Raw genomic sequence first — 24,230 nt, 5'->3', positions numbered from 1 at the left:
TAGAGCGATGCGAACCTGAACCGAGTGCCCGTCATGCTAAAAGACCCATCGTCCAAATACCGCCCGTTCGTACCGGGTTTCGACATGTCCGACCGGACCTGGCCGTCGCAAACGGCGACCAAGGCGCCGCGCTGGCTGTCGACCGATCTGCGAGACGGCAATCAGGCGCTGGCCGATCCGATGGATGTCGAGAAGAAGATGACCTTCTTCAAGTTGCTGGTCAAAATGGGTTTGAAGGAAATCGAGGTCGGCTTTCCGTCGGCGTCGCAGACCGAGTTCGACTTCGTGCGCAAGCTGATCGAGGAAGACCTGATCCCCGACGACGTCACCATCCAGGTGCTGACGCAGTCGCGCGAGGACCTGATCAAGCGCTCGTTCGAATCCCTGCGCGGTGCCAAGCGGGCGATCGTGCATCTGTACAACGCCACCTCGCCGCTGTTCCGCCGCGTCGTCTTCGACATGGAAAAGGCCGATGTGTTGGCCTTGGCCGTCAAGGGCGCGACCTGGCTGCGCGACGAAGCCGCTTTGCAGCCGAAGACCGAATGGATGTTCGAATATTCGCCGGAAACCTTTACGGCCACTGAGCCGGAATTCGCCTTGGAAGTCTGTGAAGCGGTGATTGCCGTTATCCAGCCGACGCCGGAAAAGCCATTGATCTTGAACCTGCCGGCGACGGTGGAAGTCGCCGGTCCGCATATTTATGCCGACCAGATCGAGTGGTTCTGCCGCCGCGTCTCGCGTCGTGACAGCGTCGTTATCAGCCTGCATCCGCACAATGACCGCGGCACGGGTACGGCCGCGGCGGAGCTGGCTCTGCTGGCCGGCGGCGATCGCGTCGAAGGCTGTCTGTTCGGCAATGGCGAGCGCACGGGCAATGTCGATCTGGTGACGCTCGGGCTCAACCTCTATACTCAGGGCGTGTCGCCGGGACTCGATTTTTCCAATATGGCGGAGATTGTCAGCACCGTCGTTCATTGCAACAATATCCCCGTGCATCCGCGTCACCCCTATGCCGGCGAACTGGTCTTCACCGCCTTTTCCGGATCGCATCAGGACGCCATCAAGAAGGGCTTTGCCGCCCATGCCCAGCGCAATGACGATGTGTGGGAGATGCCCTATTTGCCGATCGATCCGGCCGACTTGGGCGAAAGCTACGAGGCCGTTATCCGCGTCAACTCGCAATCGGGGAAAGGGGGGATAGCGTGGATACTTGAACAAAATCATGGCCTGAAGCTTCCCCGCAGGTTTCAGGTAGATTTCTCACGCAAGGTCCAGGACATCACCGACGCCTCGGCAAAAGAGGTGACCGGCGCCGATATATGGACGGCGTTTCAGGCGGCCTATGGTTTGACCGGCGGGCAAAAATACGAGCTGATCGAATATGATCACAAGGGGCCGGTGCGTTCAGGCGCCACCCGGACCTTTGTCGGCCGCATCATCAAGGACGGCCTGGAGACCTCGGTCGTCGGGCATGGCAACGGGCTGATCTCGAGCGTCGTGCGCGGGCTGAATTCGCACTACGACCTGGGGCTGGAAGTGCTGGATTATGCCGAGCACGCGCTCAATACCGGCAGCGAAAGCCAGGCGGTGGCCTATGTCGAATGCAAGACGCACGACGACCGGCATGTCTTCGGCGTCGGGATCGACTCGGATGTCGCGACGGCGTCCGTGAAGGCGATATTGAGCGCGGCGAACGCGGTTTAGTAAGGGAAGACGTGGGGGCACAGCCCCCACACCCCGTAAGTTTTTCGGGTAAAGCAACCTTTATAGCCCTTAAAAAGAGCCCCACTTCGGGGGCTCTTTTTAAGGGCTGCGAAGACTGTTCTTAATCCTGAATAACGTATGGGGTGCAGGGGTCCGCGACCCCTGCGACTTTCCTTTACTGAGCCGGTTAACCACGCTAATATGCCCGCATGGGGGACCCGCACGACACCGTAGTGACCGACGACTTCATGCGGATTCTGCATGAAACGGAAACGCGCGTGCGTCATTCGGCCCATGCCCATTGGGCGGCGACGAACCGTTTCGACATGCTGAACCAGTTGTCGACGATCGCCACCTTGATCGGCGGTTTCCTGGTGTCGTTATTGGCGGCCCTGCCCGTTTTGTATCAGGCGGTTTATCAACCCCACAGCACCTTGATCAACGCGGCGATCTTTGTTTTGGGCGGTGCCGTGTCGCTGATTTCGGTTCTGCAGGCCGTGCAGCGTTGGGGCGAACGGTCGCAGAACCATTTCAACGCCGCCAACGCCTATTCGAGCCTGCGCCGTAAGCTGGAGATCCTGCATTTGAACCTGCCGGGCAGCGCCGGTGATTTGACAGCGATCCTGCAGGAGTTGCTGCATCTTGGTGAAACGACGCCTGCGGTCCCGGGCGCGATGTGGCGTGCGGCCGTGAGGAAGCTGAAAGGCTAATCCCTGCTCTTTCGGTAATCGAGCGGGCTTTGGAAGCCGTAGGCCCAGGCTCCGGCGTGATGAGCCTTGGCATAGGCTTCGTCCGGCAGATATTTCATGGAGAAGGTGCGATAGGCGACGGCCAGGCCTCGGCGAACCATTTCGCCACCGATGTCAACGCCGGCCGATGTCTTGCAAATCGCAACCGTTCGGCCGTACGGATCAATATCTTGCCGTTCGCAAGTTATCGATTGACTTGCGATCAGCAAGCTTAGCGCTCTATCCGCTTGCGCTCCGCAAGCAAATTTGCCGCAGGTCTGATCCCACTCGAAAGCGTCGACGCCGAACAGACGGATGCGCTTGCCGTTCAGCATCAGAGTGTCGCCGTCGACGGCCTCGGCATGGCCTTTCAACACGACGGGTTTGGCGTCCGCGTTGCCGGCCATCACACAGGCCGCCATACAAAGTGCAACACAGATTGAACGCGACATTCGGATTCCTCATGGCTGGCGGTTGCCAAGGCCCGTCCGAACCTATAAGGCACGCACCATGTTTACACAATTCGCCACCCGCCAGGTCCTCGTTCAGATGGACATTCTCTCGCGCCTCATTTGGGCGTGCCAGAATGTGCGCCTCAATCTGCGCAAAAAATCCTGAGGCCTGTGTAAACTCGCAGTGCCCCTCCCGTAACCGGGGCACCCAAACCGCGACAAGGTGCCCGTAAAAGGCCCTTTCGATGCCCAGAGACAGCGCCCCCCTCCCCGTCCAGCAAAAGCCACCCTCCCAACAGAGGCAATGGTGGCTCATCTGGGGCGGCTATGTCATGGCCGCGCTCGGGGCGTTTCTGTTCGCCGGCAAGGGCATCTGGATCAAGCTGGCCTACAATTACGATATCGATGCCTCGACCCTGATGGCGCTACGTCTGGCCATGGCGACGCCGTTTTTCGTCGCCTTCGGTATTGCGACCTGGTGGGTCAAGCGGTCGCGCGGCGAAGTTACACTGCCCAGGATCACGGCACGGCCGGACCTTTATATTAAGACCCTGGCGGTTGGGGCGCTCGGTTACTGGATCGCCAGCTATACCGATTTCGAGGGCCTGCGCACCCTGTCGCCGCAGTTCGAACGCCTGATCCTGTTTACTTACCCGTTGTTCGTCATCCTGTTCGGCGCCGCTTTGTTCAAGCAGCCGATGCGCTTGTCGGCGGTGTGGGCGTTCGCCATCAGCTATATCGGCCTGGGTTTTGTCTTCCTCACCGATCTGTCGACCTATGGTTCGGGCGTGGTTATCGGCGCCAGCTGGTGCATGATCTCATCGCTGGCGTTTGCGCTTTATCTGTTGCTGGCCAAGCCTTTGATCACGCGTATGGGGCCGTCGTTATTTACCTCATGGGCCATGAGCGGCGCCGGCATTGCGATGGGGGTGCATTTTTTTGTCGTGCACAGGATCAGCGATATTCATATGACGCCCGGCTTGTTCAGCCTGGTGCTGGGCCTGGCCATCGGGGCGACGGTATTGCCGAGCTATTTGACCAATTTCGCGCTGAGCCACATTTCGTCGCAGGCCAATGCGATCATCAGTTTCGTCAATCCGATTTTTACTCTGGCTCTGAGTGCGTTGATATTACGGCAACATGTCAGCGTGGCGGATATCTGCGGGACCTTGCTGGTTCTGGTGGGGGTCGGGTTGTACACGTGGCTGGATCAAAGGGCTAAGCGCGCGGTCGTCGAGGCGGAGCGGAGTTAAAAGTCGACTTCCCGACTTTTGGAATATGACCGTCCCCCCTTCCGTCATTTCGCAAGCGAAATGCCACCTTCCCCGCAGGCGGGGCRGGTGAAATATGATTATTTTCCTTTGTCTATCGGGTGAGCATCGGTGCCGACAGTGATGTTTTTGCGGAGATTTTCTGCGGTTTCGTTCAGGGTGGGATGAATCCAATCCGGCAGGATCTCCGCCAATGGTCCCATGACAAAACCGCGATCGTGAGCGCGTGGATGAGGTAGGGTTAAGGCTTCGGTATTCACAATTCTGCGACCGTACGCGATCAGGTCAAGATCGAGCGTACGCGGAGCATTTCTGCGTCCGTCGCGAATACGTCCGCCTTCGCGTTCGATTTCATGCAAAAGTGCAAGTAAATCAAGCGGTTCCAGTTCGCTTGCGGCGGCTATGACAGCGTTGACATAGGGAGGGTCACTTTCATCCGGCCACGCCTTCGATGCCCACAAACGTGAAATATTGTTAACAATTATCCCCCTTCCCTGCAATGTCTTGACAACCAAGGCGAAAGCTTGCGATGCAGATTCCGGGCCGAAAGACAAGTTGGAACCGTAGGCAATCAAGATTGTCTCGTGGTCGAAGCCCATGCATACCGCCTTTATTTTAACCGCACATTTTCAAGAGAAAGTATTTCTGAAATGAGCTTTTACCCAACCGATCGGATCGCGCTGTTTATCGACGGCGCCAACCTCTATTCCGCCGCGAAAGCCCTCAACTTCGATATCGACTATCGTAAGCTGCTCGACGAATTCCGCAAGCGTGGAATATTGATCCGCGCGTACTACTATACCGCTCTTGTAGAAGGCGACGATTACTCACCGATCCGCCCCCTGGTCGACTGGCTCGACTATAACGGTTTCGCCCTCGTCACCAAGACGGCCAAGGAATACGTCGATTCCCAGGGCCGCAAGCGTTGGCGCGGCGATATGGATATCGAAATCGCCTGCGACATGATGGAAATGGCCGGGACGGCCGACCATCTGGTGCTGTTTTCCGGCGACGGCGACTTCCGCCGCCTGATCGAGGCCGTGCAGCGTAAGGGCGCGCGCGTCACCGTCGTCTCGACCGTCAAGTCTTCGCCGCCCATGACATCGGACGAGTTGCGCCGTCAGGCCGATACCTTTGTCGACCTGGCCGATTTGGCCAGCGTCGTCGGGCGTCCGCGTCAGGCCCATACCTCGCCGCCAAAATTCCTCAGCCCCGAAGAGGATTTCGAAGAGACGGTGTAAGGGCCGGATCACGCAGATGTTTTGGCGGGACCGCGGTAATTTGTGGCGCCTAACCCGTGGTCGGGCGTAGAATTTGCGTAACCTGTGAATCCCTTATTCCGAGGTGCGACCATGCTCAGCGACGCAACCCCCATGGGCTTTATCGCCGTCAGCGACTACGACAAGGCGCGGGCATTTTACGAAGGCGTCCTGGGCCTGCAGGTCTATGCTCAGGACGATTTCGCTCTGGTTCTACGATCGGGATCGACCCTCATCCGGCTGGCTAAGCCGCCGCAGATCGTCGTCGCACCTTATACGGTGTTCGGTTGGCAGGTCGTCAATGTCGATGACAAGGTCTTCGGCCTGACCGCCAAGGGCGTGGTGTTCGAACACTACGACTTCTTTGGCGACGCCCAGACGGCGCACGGCGTTTGGACGGCGCCCAGCGGCGACAAGGTGGCGTGGTTCAAGGATCCGGACGGCAATCTGCTGTCGCTGTCCCAGCATGTCTGACATGAATGGTCATAAAGGATGACCATTCATGAATCTAATGAGCTCAATCGCCGCATGGCTCCTCGCAACAGCTCGGGCGGGCGCTTGCCCGCTGCCAACGGCGATGAAATAAATTCATTCGCCGTTGGCTGTTGCCTGTGTCCGCGGCTTGTCGATTACCGCGCGGACAACAGGGCGGCGAATCCCGATTGGCATAACGCGCCGGCCCCCCCTTTCGGTGACGCCGATGCGCGGGTCTTGATCGTCGGTTTGGCGCCAGGACGATTGGGCGGCAATCGCACGGGCCGGGTATTTACCGGCGATGCCGCGGGACGGATGCTGTTCGAGACCTTGATGCGAACCGGGTTTGCCAGCGGTACCTACAGCGATGATGGGCGCGACGATATCCGCTTGATCGACTGCCGCATCACCAATGCCGTCCTGTGCGCACCGCCAGGCAATGCCCCGACACCGCTGGAACAGGCGACGTGCCGGCGGAACCTGGCGGCCTCGATCGGTGAGATGAAACGGCTTCGAGTCATCGTGACTCTAGGCGATGTTGCGCGAAGGAATGTCTTACAAGCCCTGGGTTTTGGCGCCGCTGCGATGTCCGGCGGCCATGGCGTCACGGCGGACATGGCTGGTTACCGGGTGATCAATTCATATCATTGCTCGCGGCTTAATATGAACACCGGCCGACTGACGGTTGATGGTTTCAAAGACATTTTTGATCGGGCTCGCGAGGGTTTGTCATGACCGAAAAGAAGATCAGGGCAATGTTCAAGCAGGCCAACGAAGCGCGCCACGAGGGGCGGTTCAACGATGCGGAAAGCCTTTTGAACCAGGCTTTCGAGCTCAATGTCGACATTAGCGATGAAGATATCCATGCTGAGTACGTCAGCAAATTGGCGCAAATCAAGCGTGACCTCAATAATCCATCCGAAGCGATTGATTTGTATGAAGAAGCCATCGAGTGCTATCGGCATCTTGGGCGCAACCTGGCCATCGCCCATTGCCTGCGTCATCTTGGCGATATTCAGCGCGAAAACGGCGATATCTCAAAGGCGGAGACCCACCTGCTGTCCGCCCTGGATATCTATCGCGACCTTCCGACCAAGGAGTCCCTGGCCATCGCCAACACCTTACGCCCTTTGGCCCTGCTGAATGAAGCGCTTGGCCGGATGGACAGGGCCATGGCGTTTTGGTCGGAAGCTTTGGCGTATTACAGCGAGGCCCAGGTTGAGGCCGGCATCGCCGAATGCCGGGCCCATCTCGATGGCTATTCGCCTTCCCAATAAGGCACCTGCTTATCCTTGCGACCAATAAAGCTGAAACCATTGTCGAGGACACCGAACTTGCCGGAGTCGGGATAGTCGGCGACGTCGGGCAAGAGGTTGGTCGAGACAGCGAGATATTTCAGTTCGGCCGTGCCAGTATTGACGAATTGGTGGGCCACGCTTTCGTCGCCGGGCACGCAGGCTATGACATCGCCGGCCTTGACGGGATAGGTGGTGGCGCCGAAACGGAGCGTGCCCTCGCCTTCCAGGATGTAGAACATCTCTTCGTTGCTGCGGTGATTGTGAAACGGAAAGGCGCGTTTGCCAGGTGGCACGGCGATAACGCTGTAGCCCAGTTTTTGCGCACCCAGGGCCTTGCCGATCAAGGCGACGCGGGCGCCGTCAAAGCGCTCGGCGGCTGGGCCCGTCGGGGCCATCTGCGGGGGCCGCGGCATCAGTTCGGCGTCGTTGATGTTGAGGACGGGGGATTTGGCGGGTTGGGCTGTATCGGGCATGGCGGCCTCCTTTGGCTGGGAGACAGGATGAGCGCGACGGCATCAATATTCAGTATTGTATGACTTCGCTGTCGATAAGCATTACCTCGGCCATTTCGCCGCCGGTCATCGCTTTTTACGCAGCAGTTTTGCCTTCATGGTTTCAAATTCTTCGGTCGTCAGGGCGCCGGCTTGGCAAAGGTCCCACAGCTTTTGCAGTTCGTCGGCGGTGTCGTCGACAGCGTCGTCATCCTTAGCGGCCGCGGCAAGTGCCTGCCGGCGATCGTGCAAGATAGCGTTAAGATAGCCCACGACCTTGTTCACCAGGTCTATCTGGGCGTCCAGATCCTGCCACACGGCGCCGTTGGCCTGATAGAAGTTGACGACCTGAACCGGTGTTTCGGTATCCGAAACGGTAATTTTCAGGTCGAGCTTTGAGACGATGTAATAGGTCCGGCTCGTGGCGGTATAGCTTCCGCCCTGATAGTTGTAGCCCGAGGTTCTGGTTTCGTCGGACGCGTCCTGCAAGACCTTCGCATCGATAAACTGGTCGAAGGTGTAGACGCGCTCGCGCGAGGCGCTTCCGAGGACAAACGATGCGAGATCAAGATTTATGCCGATAAATGTCAGATCGATGGGCGAAACGTAGAGCTTATAGTCCTTGTACTTGGCCTGGAGGCGGGTAACCTCGGCCAGGTTGGCCTGGGATTGCCGCGCTCGTTTGGCCTGGCCGATGAGCAGCCAGACAATGACCGCCACAACGGGGACGGCGAGCACAAGCAGGGTGATCCAATCTGACGCATCCATCTGATATGGTGGTATGGTTTCGCTACCGTCCATGTTTTCGCTCCCCTCGACGAAAATCGGCTATGCGCTTCGTTAACCGTCAGCCCTTGTCGCGCATCAGGCGGGCCTTGTCCCGCGCCCAGTCGCGTTCGGCGGTGGCTTCGCGCTTGTCGTGGTTTTTCTTGCCCTTGGCCAGGGCGATTTCCAGCTTCACCAGGCCGCGGTCGTTGAAATAGAGTTTGGTCGGGATGATGGTCATGCCTTCGCGCTGGATCGAGATCATCAGCCGGCTGATCTCCTTGCGGTGCATCAGCAGCTTACGTTTACGGCGCGGTTCGTGGTTGAAGCGGTTGGCCTGGCCGTAGGGCGGGATGTCGGCATTGATCAGGTACAGGTCGTCGCCGTCTTCGATGCTGACATAGGATTCGGCGATATTGGCGCGGCCCATGCGCAGGCTCTTGACCTCGGTGCCGGTCAAGGCGATGCCGGCTTCGCGGTTGTCTTCGAGGAAATAGTCGAAGCGCGCCCGGCGATTGTCGGCGATGACCTTGGCGACGGAGATGACGTCCATTACGCGGGCTCCAGCTCCAGGCCGGCAATGGCCATGGCTTGATCGACCAACGGACGGACGGCCTGGGAACAGGCGACGATCGGCAAACGGACTTCGTCCGTGCACAGACCGAGACGGCTCATGGCGTATTTGGTCGGCGACGGCGACGAGTCGGCGAACAGGACCTTATGCAGGCGGATCAGCTTGTCTTGCCATTGCAAGGCGGCGTCCATCGCGCCCTGGCTAACGGCATTATACATGGCGACGACGGCGGCCGGGGCCACGTTCGATGTCACCGAAATCACGCCATGACCGCCATGGGCCATGTAGCCCAGAAGGGTCGGGTCGTCGCCGGAGATAAAGGAAAAATTGCCGTCGATTTCGACACGCAGCTGGCTCATGCGATCGAGCGCGCCGGTGGCGTCCTTGATGCCGACGATGTTAGGCAGCTTGGACAAACGGACGATCGTCTCGTTGCTCATGTCGACGACGGTGCGGCTGGGGACATTGTACAGCATAACCGGAATCTGAACATGATCGTTCAAGGCCTTGAAATGCTGATATAAACCTTCCTGCGAGGGGCGGTTATAATAGGGCGCGACGACCAGGACGGCGTCGGCGCCGACCTCCTTGGCGTGGCGCGCCAGGTCGAGCGATTCCGCGGTGTTGTTGGAGCCGGCGCCGGCTATGACCTTGATCCGGCCGCGGGCCTTTTCGACGCAAAGTTTTACGATCGCCTTGTGCTCTTCCATGCTGAGGGTCGAGGTTTCACCGGTCGTGCCGACGGGGACGACGCCGTGGACGCCGCCCTTGATCTGATACTCGATCAGGTTCTCGAAGGCGTCGTAATCGACCTCACCGTTGCGGAAGGGCGTCACCAGGGCGGTAATCACGCCGCGGAAGAGGGGCTGTAAGGGATTGGCAGTCATCTTGGTGGTTTTCTGGGGTCCGTAAATTGTACGCGTCGATCTGTGGCTAATTGATCATCAGCCGATCACATTATGGAGAAATTAGCCTTATGACGACAAAGCTGTTGCTGCAATGTCTTTATAAAAAGAAACTATCGCCTATAGTCCTATTGACCAAATATACGGGGACCCGATGACCAGCCAACGACCGCCGCACAGCACAAACAGATGGCGTAAAGCCACAATGGCCTTGAGCGTCAGTGCACTGAGTTTATTGGGCCTGCAATCCGTGGCAGCCCAGGATACGCCATCGGCGCCGATTCCGTATCAGGCGACCGGCCCATCCACCCTGCCCCCGCCGTCAAGCCAGCCCATGCAGCCGGCGCAACCCGGCGCCTATTCGTCCTCCATGCTGTCCGATTCGGACTCGCAGATGCTGGAAATGGCGCTGCAGGCGGTCAAGTCGCGCAATTTCACCCAGGCCGACTCGCTGGGGCATACATTGAGCAATCCGGTGGCCCGCAAGATCGTCACCTGGGCGATCATCAATAATGACGGCAATATCTACAGCTTCGCCAGTCTGGACGCGGCGCGCCGCGATCTGTGGGGCTGGCCGCGCGAGGTCAAGCGTCAGATCGCCGCTGAAAAACAGATGGCCATGTCGGGCATGACGGCTCAGCAGGTTGTCGACTGGTTCCAGGGCTCGCCGCCGCAAAGCGTCGACGGCGCCACCGCCCTGATCAACGCCTATGGCAATCTGGCGCGGCGCGACGATGCCGCGGCCCTGGCCAAGACATGGTGGCGGTCGCATATCTTCGATTCCAACGCCCAGGCCAATTTTTATCAGGCGTTCGGCGGTTACCTGACCCAGGACGACCATGCCGCCCGCATGGCCTGCCTGGAGTTGAACACCCAAAGCGGTCCGTCCCAGGCCATTCGCGACATGGGCGCCTATGCCGATGCGCATCAGCGCGACGTCGGCAATGCCGTCATCGCCATGCGGACCTCCGCCGCGGGCGCCGACGGTCTCTATCAAACCGCCCTGGCAGGCGATCCGCACAATAAGGTCCTGGCCTTCGCCCGGGCGAAATATCTGTCCGGCAAGGGGCTGGAGCCGTTGGGCTTCGCGTTGTTGCCGGATTTGCCGCCGGCCTCGGCTTCGCCCGATGCGGCGTCACAGATCTATCTGTTGCGGCTGGCCTATTTCAAGGCGGCCTTGAAAGCGCACGACTATCGCGCCGCCTATGCGGCGATGAACGGCGGGGGCTTCTCGCCGGGCGAAAGCATGGCCGAAGCCGAGTTTTTCGCCGGCTGGATCGCCCTGACCAAACTGAACGACAAGGAAGCGGCGATCTCGCATTTCCAGGCCCTGAGCACGGCCGGCACGTCACCGATCACCCAGGGGCGGGCCAATTACTGGCTGGGCCGCGCCTATGAAGCGCGCAACGACGCCGCCCAGAATGATGCGGCGACAGCCCAGGCCTATTACGCTAAGGGCGGGCAATATATCTATGCCTTCTACGGCCAATTGGCGGCGGAAAAGGCCGGCGTCAAACAGATCGTGCTCGGCAAGGACCCGATCCCGTCGGCCGCCGACCGCGATCGCTTCAACAGCCGCGACATGGTCCAGGCGGCACGGATCCTGGGCAGTCTCGGCGAAACCGACCTGTTCCGCCAGATCATCCTGACGCTCGACACCATCCTGCCCAATGCCGAAGAAGAGGCATTATTGGTCGATATGACGGCCAATTTCGACAGTCAGGAAATCGCGATGAAGGTGGCGCGGATGTCGATGCAGCGCGGCTTCTACCTGCCGGAACGCGCCTATCCGCTGCGCAATGTCCCGGACGTTCAGGGGCCGGAAAAAGCCTTCGTCCTGGCCATCACGCGTCAGGAAAGCGGCTTCGACCCCAGCGTCCGTTCCGGCGCCAATGCCAAGGGCATGATGCAGTTGATTCCGTCGACCGCCAAGGCGGTGGCGAGGCGCCTCGGCATGCCCTGGAGCGAGGCGCGGCTGTATGAAGCCGACTACAATATGTCGTTGGGCGCCCATCATCTCGGTGAGTTGGTCGACCATTTCGACGGCTCCTACATCATGGCCGCCGCCAGTTACAATGCTGGCCCCAGCCGCATGAACACCTGGATCGGCGATTGCGGCGATCCGCGCGGCCCAACCGCCGATGCGCTGTTTTTCATCGAGTGCCATCCCTTTGGCGAAACGCGCAACTATATGATGCGGGTGACCGAGAACATGCGCATCTATCGTGCGCGGTTGAACGGCGGCACGGCCCCGTTGACGGCCATGGCCGACGTAACGCGTGGCATGCCGGTGCCGATCGGCGGCTTCGATGACAGTGATATCGGCGACGGTTCGGCTCCGGACGCTCCGGTCAATTATCTCGACTATCAGAAGGCCCAGACGACGGATGGTGCGGCCGCGGCGGCCTTGGCGTCCGGTACGACAACCATGCGGCCGATCGCCGATCCTCCCGCGGTGAGGACGACGCCGGCCAAGGCGTCCGCTAAACCCGCGGCGAAAAAGAAGGCGACACCGGCCAAGAAGGCGGCGCCGGCGAAAAAGAAGAAGCGGAAGTAGGCTAAAGAAGGGGCAGGCTTTCGAGCCGTAAGGCCCTTTGCTCTCCGGCGACAACCAGCTCGCCTTTCAGATTAAAAACATCCGCCAAATAGCTGGGTGTAAAGACGATTTCGGCCGTGGCCTGCTTGATCAGGCGGCCCTTGTGCATCAGCAGGACTTCGTCGGCGAATTGCGCGGCCAGGTGCAGGTCATGCAGGCTGAGGATCACCGTTTCGCCGGCCGCGGCGCGTTGTTTCAGGCGGATCAGAACCTGTCTCTGCCAGGCTGGATCGAGCGCTATCAGGGGCTCGTCGAGCAGCAGGACCTGGGCGGACGACACCAGGACGCGGGCCAGCAGGACACGGGCGCGCTGACCGCCAGACAGGCCGAAGACGCCGCGATCGCCGACTTCCTGAAGGCCCAGGGCCTGGAGCTCGGCAAAGGCTTTTTGCCGCGCCAGATCGGGCGTCAGGTGCTGGGCGCCGAGGGCGGCGACATCGACGCAGCTCAGGTCCCAGGCGATATTGCGATCCTGGGGCAAATAGGCGATGTGGTCGGCGCGCCGGCCGTAGGGCATCCGGGTCACGTCGATGTCGTTTAGCTTTATGGTTCCAGCACTTAACGGCAAGAGCGCAGCCATGGCCTTCAGCAGGGTGGTCTTGCCGGCGCCATTGGGGCCGACCATGATATAGAGCCTGCCCGGCGCCAGGGACGCGGTGACCGCTTCGACGACGGTTTGGCCGCCCAATTTGACACTGACATCTGTGAGATCGAGCGCCATCAGTCCTGCATCCATGATTTGGCGCTGCGATAGGCCAGCACGGCGAACAAGGGCGCCCCGATCAGCGAGGTCAGGACACCGAGCCGCAGATCGCCCGAGGCCGGAATGATGCGCACCAGACCGTCGGCCGCCAGGACCATCAAACCGCCGGCCAGGGCCGACGGCCAGATCAGGCGATAGGGATCCTTGATACCCAGTGCGCGGATAAAGTGCGGGGCCGCCAGGCCGACGAAACCGATAATGCCGGCGACTGCTACCGACAGACCGGCCAACAGGCTGGAACCGATGACGATGATTTGGGTCAGGCGGGTCATGTCGATGCCCATGGATCGCGCCGTCTCCTCGCCCAGGGTCAGGAAGCGCAGCCCCTTGCCGAGACGAAGGGACAACAGGCTCACGGCAGCGAGGCCGATCATGCACCACAACACGTCGTACCAGCTGCGGTTTTCGACGCTGCCCATCATCCAGCCTATGATTTCCGCGGTCGTGACGGGCGACGGCGACAGGTTGAAAACGAGCGACATCAGGGCGCCGCAGAAGGCGGACAGGCCAACGCCGAGCAGGATCAGGGACTGGCGTTGCGGAAAGCGCTGGACGAAGACGATCAGCAGAACGGCAACGGCGGCCGCGCCCAGGAGGGCGGCGCCCTCGACAACGAACGGGACGAGACCGAGACCGAACACGATGGCCAGGGACGCACCCAGACCGGCGCCGGCAGAAACGCCGAGCAAGCCGGGTTCGGCCAGCGGGTTACGCAGCAAGCCTTGCATCATGGCGCCGCTCATGCCCAGCATGGCGCCCACACCGACGGCGGTCAGGTTGCGCGGCAGGCGGATGCCCCAGACGATTTCGGCGCCGAGGGAATGGGGATGCAACAGGGCGCCGACCCAGGCCGTGCCGTCCAGGGTCACATCACCGAAGGCCATCAGGACCAGGAGCAGGACCGCGATCGTGGCGGCTAGGGCGACATTGATCGTGAAATTGCTGAGGTGAATCACGGCACGCCTCGCAGCGACAGGTTTTCGAGGTCGTAGACCGTGTACCAACCGTTGCAGGCCAGGGCGCGGGCGGGAATGGTGAAGTGGCGGGTACGGGCTATCGCAGCGCGAACCAGCGGATTGCGCCCAGGCACACGGCGCATGGCGTAACGGTCGTCGTAAAAGCCGAGGGCGAAGACGTCGGGTTTCAAGCTCAGGAGGACCTCCGGCGACAGGTAGGCGTATCCCTTATCCTGAGTCTCAAGACGGAAACCCAGCTTTCTCAGCATGTCGCCCTGCATGGTATCCGGGCCGGCGGTATAGCCTGACGGGGTGTAGTAGAGCACGGAGCGGCCGTGGCCGATGTCGCGGATGCCGTCCATGGCGTCGTCGAAATTATGGGCCTCGATGCTGGCGCTGGCGTCCTCATTCATCTCATGGCCGACGCGAAAAAGTTCATCTTTCGCAGCAGAATAGGTCGACACCTCATTGATATTGATAACCTTTATGCCATAGCGTTGCAGCGCCTGAAGCAGCTTGGCATCACCACCCCAGGTGCGAACGACGGCATCGGGGCGCAGGGCCAGAATGGTTTCCAGCTTGGGTTTGACCTTGCGGATGGCGCCGACGCGATCGCGAAACCAGGATTCGGGCAAGGTGGCGCGGTCGGAGACAGCCACGACGTGGGCCAAAGGCGCCAGGCCCAGGACATATTGATCGGCACAGCCATCCAGGGAGACGATGCGCTGCGGATCCGCGGCCGCCGGCAAGGCGAACAGCAGGGCGGCCAGCAGATGGGCAAGGCAAATGGAGATGAGGTGTTTCAATATGCCGCCCGCCACCGGTTTAGTTCGTACGGCTGTACAGGGATTCTGCGCGCGACGTACAGGCAAAGGCGTCGTTTTGCGCCATAAAAACCTTGCCGAAAAGGCGCCATCCGCCTATGCGGAAACACATGATCATCAGCGACCTTCCTATCACCTTGCGCACCCGGCCGTGGGCCGACTATGCGTTAATCGATTCCGGCGACGGCAAGAAGCTGGAACGCTATGGCGAGTATCTGGTTATCCGGCCGGAGCCGCAATGTTGGTGGGCGCCGAAATATCCGGCCTTATGGGACAAGGCCGACGCCACCTTCGATCCGCAGGGCGAGGACGACGAAGGCAATTGGCGCTTCAATCGCAAGCCGGCAGAGCAATGGGTTTTGGGCTGGGACAAGGTCAAGTTCTACGGCCGTTTCACCAATTTCCGCCACCTCGCCTTCTTTCCCGAACAGGCTGCCAATTGGGCGTGGCAACAGAAAGCCGTCGCCGCGCGGCCGGGCATGCGCGTGCTCAATCTGTTCGGCTATACCGGCGTCGCCAGTTTGGTGGCGGCGGCCGCCGGCGCCAAGGTCACCCATGTCGACGCCTCGAAAAAGGCCATCGGTTGGGCGCGTGACAATGCCGCTTTGTCGGGTTTGTCCGAGGCACCGGTGCGGTGGATCTGCGAGGACGCACGCAAGTACGTCCAACGCGAGGTCAAGCGCGGTTCGAAATATGAAGGCATCATCCTCGATCCGCCGAAATATGGCCGCGGTCCGACCGGTGAGGTATGGCGGTTGTTCGAAGACCTGCCGGAAATGATCCATCTGTGCGCGCAGCTGCTGTCGGACGATGCGGCTTTTCTGTTGCTGAATGCCTATGCGGCGCGGGTGTCGGGCCCGGCTCTGGCGCACCTCGTCGCCGAAGCCGTCGGCCCCGCAAAAGATGGACGCATCGACTACGGCGAACTGACCCTGATCGAGGATGCCAAGGCGCCCAAGGGCTTGCGGGCGGCCGATGTGGCTCCGCGGGAGATCGGCCTGTCGTTTTTTGCGAGGTGGCTGCGTGATTAAGACGATCACCTCGCTGACCAACCAGACGATCAAGGACATTCGCGCGCTGCACATGCGCAAGGAGCGTGAAGCGACCGGGCAGTTCCTCGCTGAAGGTTTGAAGATCATTGTCGATGCCTTGGATCAAGGCTTTGCGCCACAGATACTGGTCTATGGCAAGGACGCCGACCGCCATCCATTGTTGGACCGCGCCATCGCCGAGACGCTTAAGACACATGGTGAGGTTCTTGAAGTAACCCGCGAAATCCTTGAGAAAATTTCGCGCAAGGACAACCCGCAGATGGTGATCGCCGTCTTCGCCCAGGTGATCCGACAGTTGAGCGATATTGAGCCGTCCTCGGCCGAGGTCTGGGTGGCGCTGGAACAGGTGCGCGACCCCGGTAATCTCGGCACCATCATCCGCACCGCCGATGCGGCGGGCATTGGCGGAGTCATCCTGATCGGCGACTGCGTCGATCCGTTTTCGGTCGAGACCGTGCGCGCCACCATGGGCTCGATCTTCGCCCTGCCGATCGTCAAATGTACACGTGATGAGTTCCTGGCCGACCGGTCGCGCTGGACCGGCTCGGTCGTCGGTACCCTGTTGACCGCTACGCATAATCATCGCACGGCGGAATACCGTCGCCCGACCCTTGTTTTGATGGGGACGGAGCAATCCGGCCTGACGCCGGAAGTGGCGGCGATCTGCGATACCAACGTCAAGATCCCGATGCGCGGCCGGGCCGACAGCCTCAACCTGTCGGTGGCGACGGGCATTATGATTTACGCCGCCCAAGGGCTGTAGGGTGTTGAAGCGGCTGAAACTGCCGGACTGGTTTTTGACCGGCATGGGGGTGGCGATCATCCTGGCGGCGCTCTTGCCGGCGCCCGGCGCCGAGGGCGGCATCCTGCATCCGGAATTGCTGACCAAGGCGGGCATTGCGCTGGTCTTCTTTCTCAATGGCGCCGGCCTGTCGTTTGCGGCCTTGAAGGACGGGGTTTTGCGCTGGCGGTTGCACCTGATCATCCAGGGTGCGACCTTCCTGCTGTTTCCGGCCATAGGCGCCGTGTTTTTGCTGCTGGCGGGTAATTGGATCGTGCCGGACCTGAGGATCGGTCTGTTCTATCTGTGCGCCCTGCCCTCGACCATTTCGTCTTCGGTCGCCATGACCTCTGCCGCCAAGGGCAATGTGCCGGTGGCCGTGTTCAATGCCTCGATTTCCAGCACCATCGGAATCTTCGTCACGCCATTGTGGATGAGCTTATTGTTGAGGACATCGGGGCAACATCTTGATGTTGTTCATACTGTTATCGATTTAATGATCTGGCTGTTGCTGCCGCTTATCGTCGGCCAGTTGCTGCGGCCGTGGATCGGTGCCTTTTTGGCGGAACACAAGAAGCTGACGCACATCGCCGATCGCGGCACCATATTGATGCTGGTTTACACCTCGTTCTGCGATTCCTTCGCCAAGCACATCTGGAGCGGCACCGGGTTCGGCACCCTGGCCCTGGTGATCGCGGCGACCTTGGGACTGTTCTTTCTGGTGCTCAATCTGTTGTGGACGCTATGCGATCGTTTCAAGATCGCGCCGGCCTTCCGTTCGGCCGTTGTGTTTTGCGGCACCAAGAAGGGGTTGGCCGCCGGTGTGCCCATGGCGCACATCCTGTTTGCCGGCAATCCGGGGCTTGGGCTGATCCTGCTGCCGATCATGATCTATCATCCGCTGCAATTGCTGATCTGCACGCCGCTGGCTAACCGATGGGCGAAGAGTGACGGTCATGAATGACCATCGCTCTTCGCTTTATCTGAGCTCATGCGCCGCATGGCTCGCCGCATAAGCGGCGGCGGCCCCTTGGCCGCTGGCAATGACCGATGCGCTGGGCGCATGGGTCATATGCACATTACGCCGACCAACAGGCTGATTATTAAAAAGAATTAAGGTGGCCTTGGTTCATATAGCGTTCATAGTCGGATCATTAGTCTCGACCATGCCGGCGGTGTTGGACCGCCAAACCAGGGGATATCACCGTGAAATCGCTCGCTCTCAAGCTCATCTGCCTCGCCGTCGCCGCTTCGGCGCTGTCGGGCTGCATCATGTATGTCAGTCCCGACGACGAACATCATCATTGGCACCATGATTCGTCGCCCCGCGCAGACGAAAAGCCTGCCGATACCGTTCCCTCCACCTGATCTGTAACCTGTATTCTGAGGACCCCAATATGAAATCCATCGTCATCAAGCTCATCGGTGTCGCCCTGATCGCCTCGGCCCTGTCCGGCTGCATCATCATCGACCGCAGCGGCGAAGACTTCGCTCAGACGAGTAGCCGCTAATTTCCTGTGAGTCTTTGCAGCTCTGACGTAAGGCGCCGCTAAAACGGCGCCTTTTCGGTATATCTCCCTTATTTCGTCGCCGCTAAGTTTGGTGGGATGTTAAGGAGAGTCCGCTATGAAATCACTGTTTGTCAAACTGATCGTTCTGCCCCTGGTCGCCATCGCCTGCGCCGGCTGCGTTACGATTTAGGCGTAGGCATAGGGCCCGCCGCGTTCCAGAGCCGTCTTATAGGCCGAGCGCGCGTGAATGGCTTCAAGCCAGGCCTTGATATGCGGTTGTGAGCCCGCGCCTGCCCGTGTGGCCGCGGTTTCCAAGGGAAAGCTCATCATGATATCGGCCGCCGTGAAGGCACCGCCGGCGAACCATGGCGACTTGGACAGGCTTGCTTCCCAAAAATCAATATTGGCCTTGAGATTGGGCGCGACCAGACTTTTTTCCAGTGTATTGGCGATGCCGGCGGCGATCGGCTTGATGAGGAAGGGCGCGCGTTTCTTGATCTGGGTGGTGATCAGGCGCAGCAACAGCGGCGTCATGGCCGAGCCTTCGGCATAGTACATCCAGTAGGTATAACTGAAGCGATCCTCGGTACCGGTGGGCGGGATGAGGCGGCCGGCGCCGTAGGTTGAAACGATATAGTCGATAATGGCGCCGGTTTCGGCGATCGTCCGCAGACCGTCGGTGATGACGGGTGATTTACCGAGCGGATGGACGGCCTTGAGCTCGGGCGGCGCCAGCATCTTCTGGTCGCGCTTATAGTGCTTGATCTCATAAGGCAGACTGAGTTCCTCAAGCAGCCACAGGATCCGTTGCGAGCGCGAATTGTCGAGATGGTGGACGGTAATCATGTGCAGCTCCTGGCTTTAGCCTCTTATACGCTGATACTTCGGTTATGGGGTCAAGGGGGCTGTGCCCCCTTGCCTTTTTACGTTCCCCTTGGCTTCGCTCGCGTGGTCGCCGCGGCTTCGCGCGGGTTTTCGGGCCAGACATGGCGGGGATAGCGCCCCTTCATGTCGCTGCGGACTTCAGACCACGAACCATCCCAAAAGGCGGGCAGATCCTTGGTAATCTGGATCGGCCGGTGGGCCGGCGAGGTCAGGGACAGGGTCAGCGGCGTCTTGTTGGGGCCGACGGTTGGGTGAACCGTGGTGCCATAGAGTTCCTGGACGCGGACTTCGAGGCGAGGACCGCCTTCAGCGTCGTAGTCGATGCGAATATTCGAGCCAGTCGCCATTTTCAGAGTTTCGGGCGCGAGGCGATCGAGACTGCGCTGCTGATCGTAATCGAGGATGGCGCGGACGGCATCGTGGATAACGCCGCCGCCGAGGCTGAGCATGGATTTGCCGCCAGCATAGGGTCCGAGCCAGGCTTCGAGTGTTGCCAGCAGAGCTTCGTCGCTCAGGTCGGGCCAGGTGTCATCCTGACTGCGCAGGAAGGCCACACGGGCGCGCAGGGTTTGGGTTGCTTCCGAAAGATTGAGCGCTTTCAAACCCTTGGCCTGGATTTCTTCGGCCTCGGCGTGAAGCAGGAGGTGCGACGGTATCTTGTCGAGCGGTTTGCTGGACAGGATAAGGGCGCCGAGACGCGTTTGATCGAAGGCACGGAAACGGCCACTGGTCTTTTCGAGGACGGTTTCGCGCGTCAGGCGGTCGTTGAACAGGCTGAGAATATCGTTCTCGTTCAGGGCCGCGGCCAGGAGAACGCGATCGCGGTTGCTGCCGCCGCCGAGGTCGCCGACGGCGAGGAAGGTTTCACGCGCCAGGGCGTCGTGCTCATCGACATAGATGCCGCGGCCATTGGCCATGACAAATTCGCCGGGTTTACCGCGGGCCTTGGCGATGCGTTCCGGGAAGCACTCGGCTAAGAGATGGTGCGAGAACTTCGCGCCAGCCTGTTGTTTTTGCTTGATTAGTGATTGCGCCTGACGGGCCCAGTTTTGCGCCAGGGTGCGCGCCTGGGACGTCTTGGGCGTGCGGTCGCGAGCCAGGCCTTCCAGCCGGTTGTCGAGGTCGGTCGACTTGCCGCCCAGGCCGCTTTCGGAGAGCAAGACGGCGAGATTGGCGCCCTGCTCGGCCGCGCCGCTTTCGGCGGCCTTCAGCAGCATGTGTGCCAGTCGCGGCGCCATCGGCAATTGCGCCATCATGCGGCCGTGGGGCGTCAGGTCGCCGTTGGCGTCGAGCCCGCCCAAGGCTTGCAGAAGTTTGACCGCCTCGTCCATGGCCGCCTTGGGCGGATGGTCGAGCAAGGCCAGGCCGTCGGTCGATTTGGCGCCCCACAGGCGCAGTGACAGGGCCAGTTGCGACAGGTCGGTCTCGAGGATTTCGGGCTTGGCGAAGGGGATCAGCGAGCGGTCCTGCTCGGCGTCCCACAGGCGGTAGGCGTCGCCGGCCTGGGTACGGCCGGCGCGGCCGCGGCGCTGATCGGCCGAGGCCTTCGACACGCGTTCGGTGACGAAGCGGGTGACGCCGCGCGCCGGATCGTAGCGGCCGAGGCGCGACAGGCCGCAATCGACGACGATGGCGACCTTGTCGAGGGTCAAGGAGGTTTCGGCGATGGCGGTGGCCAGGACGATCTTGGGGTGGCCGGCATCGTTGCGGCCGAGGACGCGTTGCTGGTCGCGATAATCCATGGCGCCGAATAGTTTGTGGACGTCGATAAAGGAAGCGATACCGATCTCGTCGAGATGGCGAGCGACGCGGTGGATCTCGCCTTGGCCCGGCAGGAAGACCAGCATGGTCTCGGCCTTGTCGGCCGTTAGTTTGGTGGAGAGCCGGGCGACATGGCGGGCGATATCGGCTTCCATATGTTTCGTCTGGTCGCGGCCGAGATAATGGGTGTCAATCGGAAAGGTCCGGCCCTGTGATTCGAAACGCTGCGCCTCCGGCAGTAGCGATAGGACGCGGTCGCCGTCGAGGGTTGCCGACATGACCAGTAGGCGCAGATCGTCACGCAGGACGGTTTGGGCATCGCGGGCGAAGGCCAGGCCAAGATCGGCGTCCAGGCTGCGTTCGTGGAATTCATCGAAGATGACCAGGCCGACGCCGTCGAGCGACGGGTCGTCGAGGATTTGACGCGAGAAAATGCCTTCGGTTACAACATGGATGCGGGTTTTAGCTGAGACTTTGGATTCGCCGCGAACGCGGAAGCCAACGGTTTGGCCGATGGGTTCACCGAGGGTCTCGGCCATGCGCGCCGCTGCTGCCCGGGCGGCCAAACGGCGCGGTTCGAGAAGGGTTATGGTCTGGTTTTTGAGCCAGGGCTCGTCGAGCAAGGCCAACGGGACGCCGGTCGTCTTGCCGGCGCCCGGCGGCGCGATGATCACGGCCGTGGTTTGATCGACAAGCCAGGTTTTAAGCGCGGGGTATATTTCGGCGACGGGCAACATAGCGCGTCACTAACAGATGGCGGTGCTGTGGCCAAGGAAGAAGGGAGACCGCAGTTTCCTCTTAAAACTATGGCGCCACGCGATAGCCGTCGGCCGGCGAGACCCACATGACGTGCTGGGTCAGGTCGGGGCGCGCCTCACCATCGAGCGTAGCGGTAGCCGTCAGATCGTTGTTCGGACCGCTATAGGTGGTGCAGATGTCGTGACCGATGACCTTGTCTAGGGCCGAGACGCCCATGGACAACAAGGGTCCGGCCTGTTCGGCCGGCAGTTCCTGGCCGTTGACGATCAGGGTCGAAGCCGAGATGTCGCCTTCACTGATATTGCCGCAAACAGCGCCACCGACTTCATGGACGGGCGTCGCCGAGCGCAGCACGACCAAGGGCATTTTCGACACCAGGACGGTGGCCGTATTGGTATAGATGCCGTCGCCCAAGGGCCTATATTCAGCGATGGAATGACAGGTCTTGCGCACCGTGTCGGGCTTATAGCATTGAACCTGGCCCGACGCGGCGGGCGCCAGGGGATCGGCGGCGACAGGCGTGGCTTGCAGCAGGGCGGCGAAGGCCAGGGAAGCGATCATGGGTTCTAACTCCGGAAGAAGGGGCGACGGCGGATTCTCCCGTCCTCAATAACCCGTTGCCAAAGCGACAATATGGCGATAGCGTGACCATCAGGGGGCCTGTACCTTAAGGCTCAAAGCGCCGGCACCAAGCGCGGCGCCATATAAGTACACATTTTGCGAGGGGTCTTATGGCCAATTTCTTCGAACGGCTCGTACTGAAAAAGTCGATCCTCAACATCCAGAACGAGGCGGCGCGAAGCCCGCTGAAGCGTTCGCTGGGTGCACTCAATCTGACCTTCCTTGGTATCGGCGCCATCATTGGCGCCGGTATTTTTTCTTTGACGGGTACGGTGGCTTCGGCCAATGCCGGTCCCGCCATCATGCTGTCCTTTGTCGTCGCCGGTGTAGTCTGCGCGCTGGCCGGGCTGTGCTACGCCGAGTTGGCGTCGATCCTGCCGGTGTCGGGTTCGGCCTATACCTATGCCTACGGCACGCTCGGTGAAGTCGGCGCCTGGGTCATGGGGTGGTTGCTGGTTCTCGAATACGGCATTGCCGCCTCGACCGTGGCCGTCAGCTTTTCCGGCTATATCGTCAGCACCTTGCACATGTTGGGGATCAATCTACCCGACATCATAGTGAACGGCACGCACCAGCCTATGTGGGCAACACCTTTGGTGCAGTCCGTCACTGAAGGCGGCCACACAAGCTTCCCAATGACCGGCACCTTCAACCTCGTCGCCGCTCTGGGTATTCTGGCGGTCACCGGCCTGCTGGTCCTAGGGGTTTCCGAATCGGCCAAGGTCAACAATGTCATCGTCGTGATCAAGGTGCTGGTCCTGGTAACCTTCGTCGCCGTCGGTTTCGCCTACATCAACCCCGCCAACTGGCACCCGTTTATCCCGGTCAACGATACCCACACCTTCGGTCAGTTCGGCTGGTCCGGTATCCTGCGTGGCGCCGCCATCATCTTCTTCGCCTATGTCGGCTTCGAAGCCGTTTCGACCGCTGCCGCCGAAGCCAAGAAGCCGTCGCGCGACGTGCCAATCGGCATCCTGGGTTCGCTGATCATCTGTACCATCATCTACATGTTGGTGGCTGCTGTCATGACTGGCGTTGTGCCCTATAAGGAACTGGCTTCGCCGGCGCCTGTCGCCGTCGCCATCGACCATATGGGCCTCCATTGGGCCGACGTTCCCTTTGCCGCAGGCGAAGGCGGCAAGCTCAATATTGTCAGCCTGCTGGTCAAGATCGGCGCCATTACCGGCCTGTTCTCGGTCATGCTGGTCCTGACCTACGCGCAGACCCGCGTTTTCTACAACATGTCGAAAGATGGCCTGTTGCCGAAGTCGCTGGCCACCATTCATCCCAAGTTCCGCACGCCTTGGATTGGCACGATCTTCCTGGGCATTGTGATCTCGATCTCCGCGGCCTTCTTGCCGATCTCGCTGCTGGGCGACCTGGTCAGCCTCGGCACCGCCGTCGCCTTCTCGATTGTCTGCCTGTCCGTCATCTATATGCGCGTCAAGCACCCTGAAATCGAGCGTCCGTTTAAGGTGCCTGGCGGCATCCCGACCGCCGTGCTCGGTATTGTGCTGTGTCTCGCTTTGGCCGGCTTCAACTTTGCCCCTATGGTCATCAGCGCTATGAAGGGCGACATGCTGCCGATCAATATTCTGGGCGGTTACTGCATCGTCGGTGTGCTCGTCTATGTCTTCTACGGCTTCTGGAACTCGAAGCTGGCCAAGGGCATCGATGTTGCCGAAGAGCAAGACCTCGAGTCGGTCGGCGAAGCCTTCATTCATGGCGTCGACGACAAGAAGCATTAGATTTCGCGCTCAAGCCGCGCGAATTGAGACTTAGTGACAAATCAGGCTCCGG

25 protein-coding genes are annotated in these 24,230 nt (G+C 60.5%); 13 read left to right on the top strand and 12 right to left on the bottom strand.

Annotated features, from left to right (window positions below; genetic code table 11):
* The first annotated feature begins 33 nt into the window (after positions 1–33).
* Entirely contained in the window at positions 34–1,704 is a 1,671-nt protein-coding gene (leuA, locus tag AC1DX3_RS00370) for a 2-isopropylmalate synthase (RefSeq protein ID WP_476987243.1), read from the top strand.
* 209 nt (positions 1,705–1,913) lie between these two features.
* The gene (locus AC1DX3_RS00365) at positions 1,914–2,414 is read left to right on the top strand and encodes a hypothetical protein (RefSeq protein WP_476987242.1); all 501 of its coding nucleotides are present in this window, start codon (positions 1,914–1,916) and stop codon (positions 2,412–2,414) included.
* On the opposite strand, the gene AC1DX3_RS00360 is transcribed toward AC1DX3_RS00365, so the two are convergent.
* Complete coding sequence (locus tag AC1DX3_RS00360; RefSeq protein ID WP_476987241.1) at positions 2,411–2,839, bottom strand: thermonuclease family protein; 429 nt, start codon at positions 2,837–2,839, stop codon at positions 2,411–2,413. The two genes, AC1DX3_RS00365 and AC1DX3_RS00360, sit on opposite strands and share 4 nt — an antisense overlap.
* A gap of 290 nt (positions 2,840–3,129) precedes the next feature.
* Here AC1DX3_RS00360 and AC1DX3_RS00355 point away from each other — a divergent pair, with 290 nt between their 5' ends.
* Complete coding sequence (locus tag AC1DX3_RS00355; RefSeq protein WP_476987240.1) at positions 3,130–4,137, top strand: DMT family transporter; 1,008 nt, start codon at positions 3,130–3,132, stop codon at positions 4,135–4,137.
* Positions 4,138–4,235: 98 nt separating this feature from the next.
* Here AC1DX3_RS00355 and folK read toward each other — a convergent pair whose 3' ends face one another.
* A complete protein-coding gene (folK, locus tag AC1DX3_RS00350; protein WP_476987239.1) occupies positions 4,236–4,754 on the bottom strand; it encodes a 2-amino-4-hydroxy-6-hydroxymethyldihydropteridine diphosphokinase in 519 nt (172 codons plus the stop codon).
* 51 nt (positions 4,755–4,805) lie between these two features.
* Here folK and AC1DX3_RS00345 point away from each other — a divergent pair, with 51 nt between their 5' ends.
* The 4 genes from AC1DX3_RS00345 (at position 4,806) to AC1DX3_RS00330 (ending at position 7,165) form a co-directional block, all read left to right on the top strand.
* Complete coding sequence (locus AC1DX3_RS00345; RefSeq protein WP_476987238.1) at positions 4,806–5,396, top strand: LabA-like NYN domain-containing protein; 591 nt, start codon at positions 4,806–4,808, stop codon at positions 5,394–5,396.
* A gap of 111 nt (positions 5,397–5,507) precedes the next feature.
* Positions 5,508–5,888: a VOC family protein gene (locus tag AC1DX3_RS00340; protein WP_476987237.1), complete on the top strand. Its 381-nt coding sequence runs from the start codon at positions 5,508–5,510 to the stop codon at positions 5,886–5,888.
* A gap of 18 nt (positions 5,889–5,906) precedes the next feature.
* Positions 5,907–6,623: a uracil-DNA glycosylase gene (locus AC1DX3_RS00335; protein WP_476987236.1), complete on the top strand. Its 717-nt coding sequence runs from the start codon at positions 5,907–5,909 to the stop codon at positions 6,621–6,623.
* Positions 6,620–7,165, top strand: a complete 546-nt coding sequence (locus AC1DX3_RS00330; protein WP_476987235.1) for a tetratricopeptide repeat protein — start codon at positions 6,620–6,622, stop codon at positions 7,163–7,165. Before AC1DX3_RS00335 ends, AC1DX3_RS00330 begins: the two co-directional genes overlap by 4 nt.
* Here the strand turns inward: AC1DX3_RS00330 and AC1DX3_RS00325 are convergent.
* The 4 genes from AC1DX3_RS00325 to dapA all read right to left on the bottom strand — a co-directional run bounded on the left by AC1DX3_RS00325 (position 7,147) and on the right by dapA (position 9,903).
* On the bottom strand, positions 7,147–7,659 hold the full coding sequence (locus AC1DX3_RS00325; protein WP_476987234.1) for a cupin domain-containing protein: 513 nt from the start codon (positions 7,657–7,659) through the stop codon (positions 7,147–7,149). The two genes, AC1DX3_RS00330 and AC1DX3_RS00325, sit on opposite strands and share 19 nt — an antisense overlap.
* A gap of 105 nt (positions 7,660–7,764) precedes the next feature.
* Positions 7,765–8,478 (bottom strand): SHOCT domain-containing protein, encoded by a 714-nt coding sequence (locus AC1DX3_RS00320; protein ID WP_476987233.1) that lies wholly within the window; start codon positions 8,476–8,478, stop codon positions 7,765–7,767.
* Positions 8,479–8,524: 46 nt separating this feature from the next.
* Positions 8,525–8,995: an SsrA-binding protein SmpB gene (gene smpB, locus AC1DX3_RS00315; protein WP_476987232.1), complete on the bottom strand. Its 471-nt coding sequence runs from the start codon at positions 8,993–8,995 to the stop codon at positions 8,525–8,527.
* Complete coding sequence (gene dapA / locus AC1DX3_RS00310) at positions 8,995–9,903, bottom strand: 4-hydroxy-tetrahydrodipicolinate synthase (RefSeq protein WP_476987231.1); 909 nt, start codon at positions 9,901–9,903, stop codon at positions 8,995–8,997. Before dapA ends, smpB begins: the two co-directional genes overlap by 1 nt.
* Before the next feature lie 223 nt (positions 9,904–10,126).
* Between dapA and AC1DX3_RS00305 the strand changes: the two genes are divergently transcribed.
* Entirely contained in the window at positions 10,127–12,478 is a 2,352-nt protein-coding gene (locus AC1DX3_RS00305; protein WP_476987230.1) for a lytic transglycosylase domain-containing protein, read from the top strand.
* 1 nt (position 12,479) lies between these two features.
* Here the strand turns inward: AC1DX3_RS00305 and AC1DX3_RS00300 are convergent, their stop codons facing one another.
* From AC1DX3_RS00300 to AC1DX3_RS00290, 3 genes are read right to left on the bottom strand one after another with little or no spacing between them, the layout of a single operon-like run.
* Positions 12,480–13,253: an ABC transporter ATP-binding protein gene (locus tag AC1DX3_RS00300; RefSeq protein ID WP_476987229.1), complete on the bottom strand. Its 774-nt coding sequence runs from the start codon at positions 13,251–13,253 to the stop codon at positions 12,480–12,482.
* Positions 13,238–14,236: a FecCD family ABC transporter permease gene (locus AC1DX3_RS00295; RefSeq protein WP_476987228.1), complete on the bottom strand. Its 999-nt coding sequence runs from the start codon at positions 14,234–14,236 to the stop codon at positions 13,238–13,240. The genes AC1DX3_RS00300 and AC1DX3_RS00295 overlap by 16 nt, the downstream gene beginning before the upstream one ends.
* Entirely contained in the window at positions 14,233–15,042 is an 810-nt protein-coding gene (locus tag AC1DX3_RS00290) for an ABC transporter substrate-binding protein (protein ID WP_476987227.1), read from the bottom strand. Before AC1DX3_RS00290 ends, AC1DX3_RS00295 begins: the two co-directional genes overlap by 4 nt.
* Positions 15,043–15,170: 128 nt before the next feature.
* On the opposite strand from AC1DX3_RS00290, the gene AC1DX3_RS00285 reads away from it, so the two are divergent.
* From AC1DX3_RS00285 to AC1DX3_RS00270, 4 genes are all read left to right on the top strand, one after another.
* A complete protein-coding gene (locus AC1DX3_RS00285; RefSeq protein WP_476987226.1) occupies positions 15,171–16,091 on the top strand; it encodes a class I SAM-dependent methyltransferase in 921 nt (306 codons plus the stop codon).
* The gene (locus AC1DX3_RS00280; protein ID WP_476987225.1) at positions 16,084–16,875 is read left to right on the top strand and encodes a TrmH family RNA methyltransferase; all 792 of its coding nucleotides are present in this window, start codon (positions 16,084–16,086) and stop codon (positions 16,873–16,875) included. Before AC1DX3_RS00285 ends, AC1DX3_RS00280 begins: the two co-directional genes overlap by 8 nt.
* Before the next feature lies 1 nt (position 16,876).
* Entirely contained in the window at positions 16,877–17,857 is a 981-nt protein-coding gene (locus AC1DX3_RS00275; RefSeq protein ID WP_476987224.1) for a bile acid:sodium symporter family protein, read from the top strand.
* A gap of 242 nt (positions 17,858–18,099) precedes the next feature.
* Positions 18,100–18,261 carry a hypothetical protein gene (locus AC1DX3_RS00270; protein WP_476987223.1) on the top strand — a complete coding sequence of 54 codons (162 nt, stop codon included), beginning with the start codon at positions 18,100–18,102 and terminating at the stop codon, positions 18,259–18,261.
* Between the two features lie 329 nt (positions 18,262–18,590).
* Here the strand turns inward: AC1DX3_RS00270 and AC1DX3_RS00265 are convergent, their stop codons facing one another.
* The 3 genes from AC1DX3_RS00265 to AC1DX3_RS00255 all read right to left on the bottom strand — a co-directional run bounded on the left by AC1DX3_RS00265 (position 18,591) and on the right by AC1DX3_RS00255 (position 22,370).
* Entirely contained in the window at positions 18,591–19,250 is a 660-nt protein-coding gene (locus tag AC1DX3_RS00265; protein ID WP_476987222.1) for a glutathione S-transferase, read from the bottom strand.
* A 77-nt stretch (positions 19,251–19,327) separates the two neighbouring features.
* On the bottom strand, positions 19,328–21,787 hold the full coding sequence (gene hrpB / locus AC1DX3_RS00260; protein ID WP_476987221.1) for an ATP-dependent helicase HrpB: 2,460 nt from the start codon (positions 21,785–21,787) through the stop codon (positions 19,328–19,330).
* Between the two features lie 67 nt (positions 21,788–21,854).
* On the bottom strand, positions 21,855–22,370 hold the full coding sequence (locus tag AC1DX3_RS00255; protein ID WP_476987220.1) for a hypothetical protein: 516 nt from the start codon (positions 22,368–22,370) through the stop codon (positions 21,855–21,857).
* A 170-nt stretch (positions 22,371–22,540) separates the two neighbouring features.
* Between AC1DX3_RS00255 and AC1DX3_RS00250 the strand changes: the two genes are divergently transcribed.
* Complete coding sequence (locus AC1DX3_RS00250; RefSeq protein WP_476987219.1) at positions 22,541–24,178, top strand: amino acid permease; 1,638 nt, start codon at positions 22,541–22,543, stop codon at positions 24,176–24,178.
* Positions 24,179–24,230: the final 52 nt, after the last annotated feature.

The organism is Asticcacaulis sp. P2_B1 (assembly GCF_056404915.1).
Note: the sequence above shows the minus strand (reverse complement) of the source record. Positions and strands in the feature narration are given on the sequence as shown.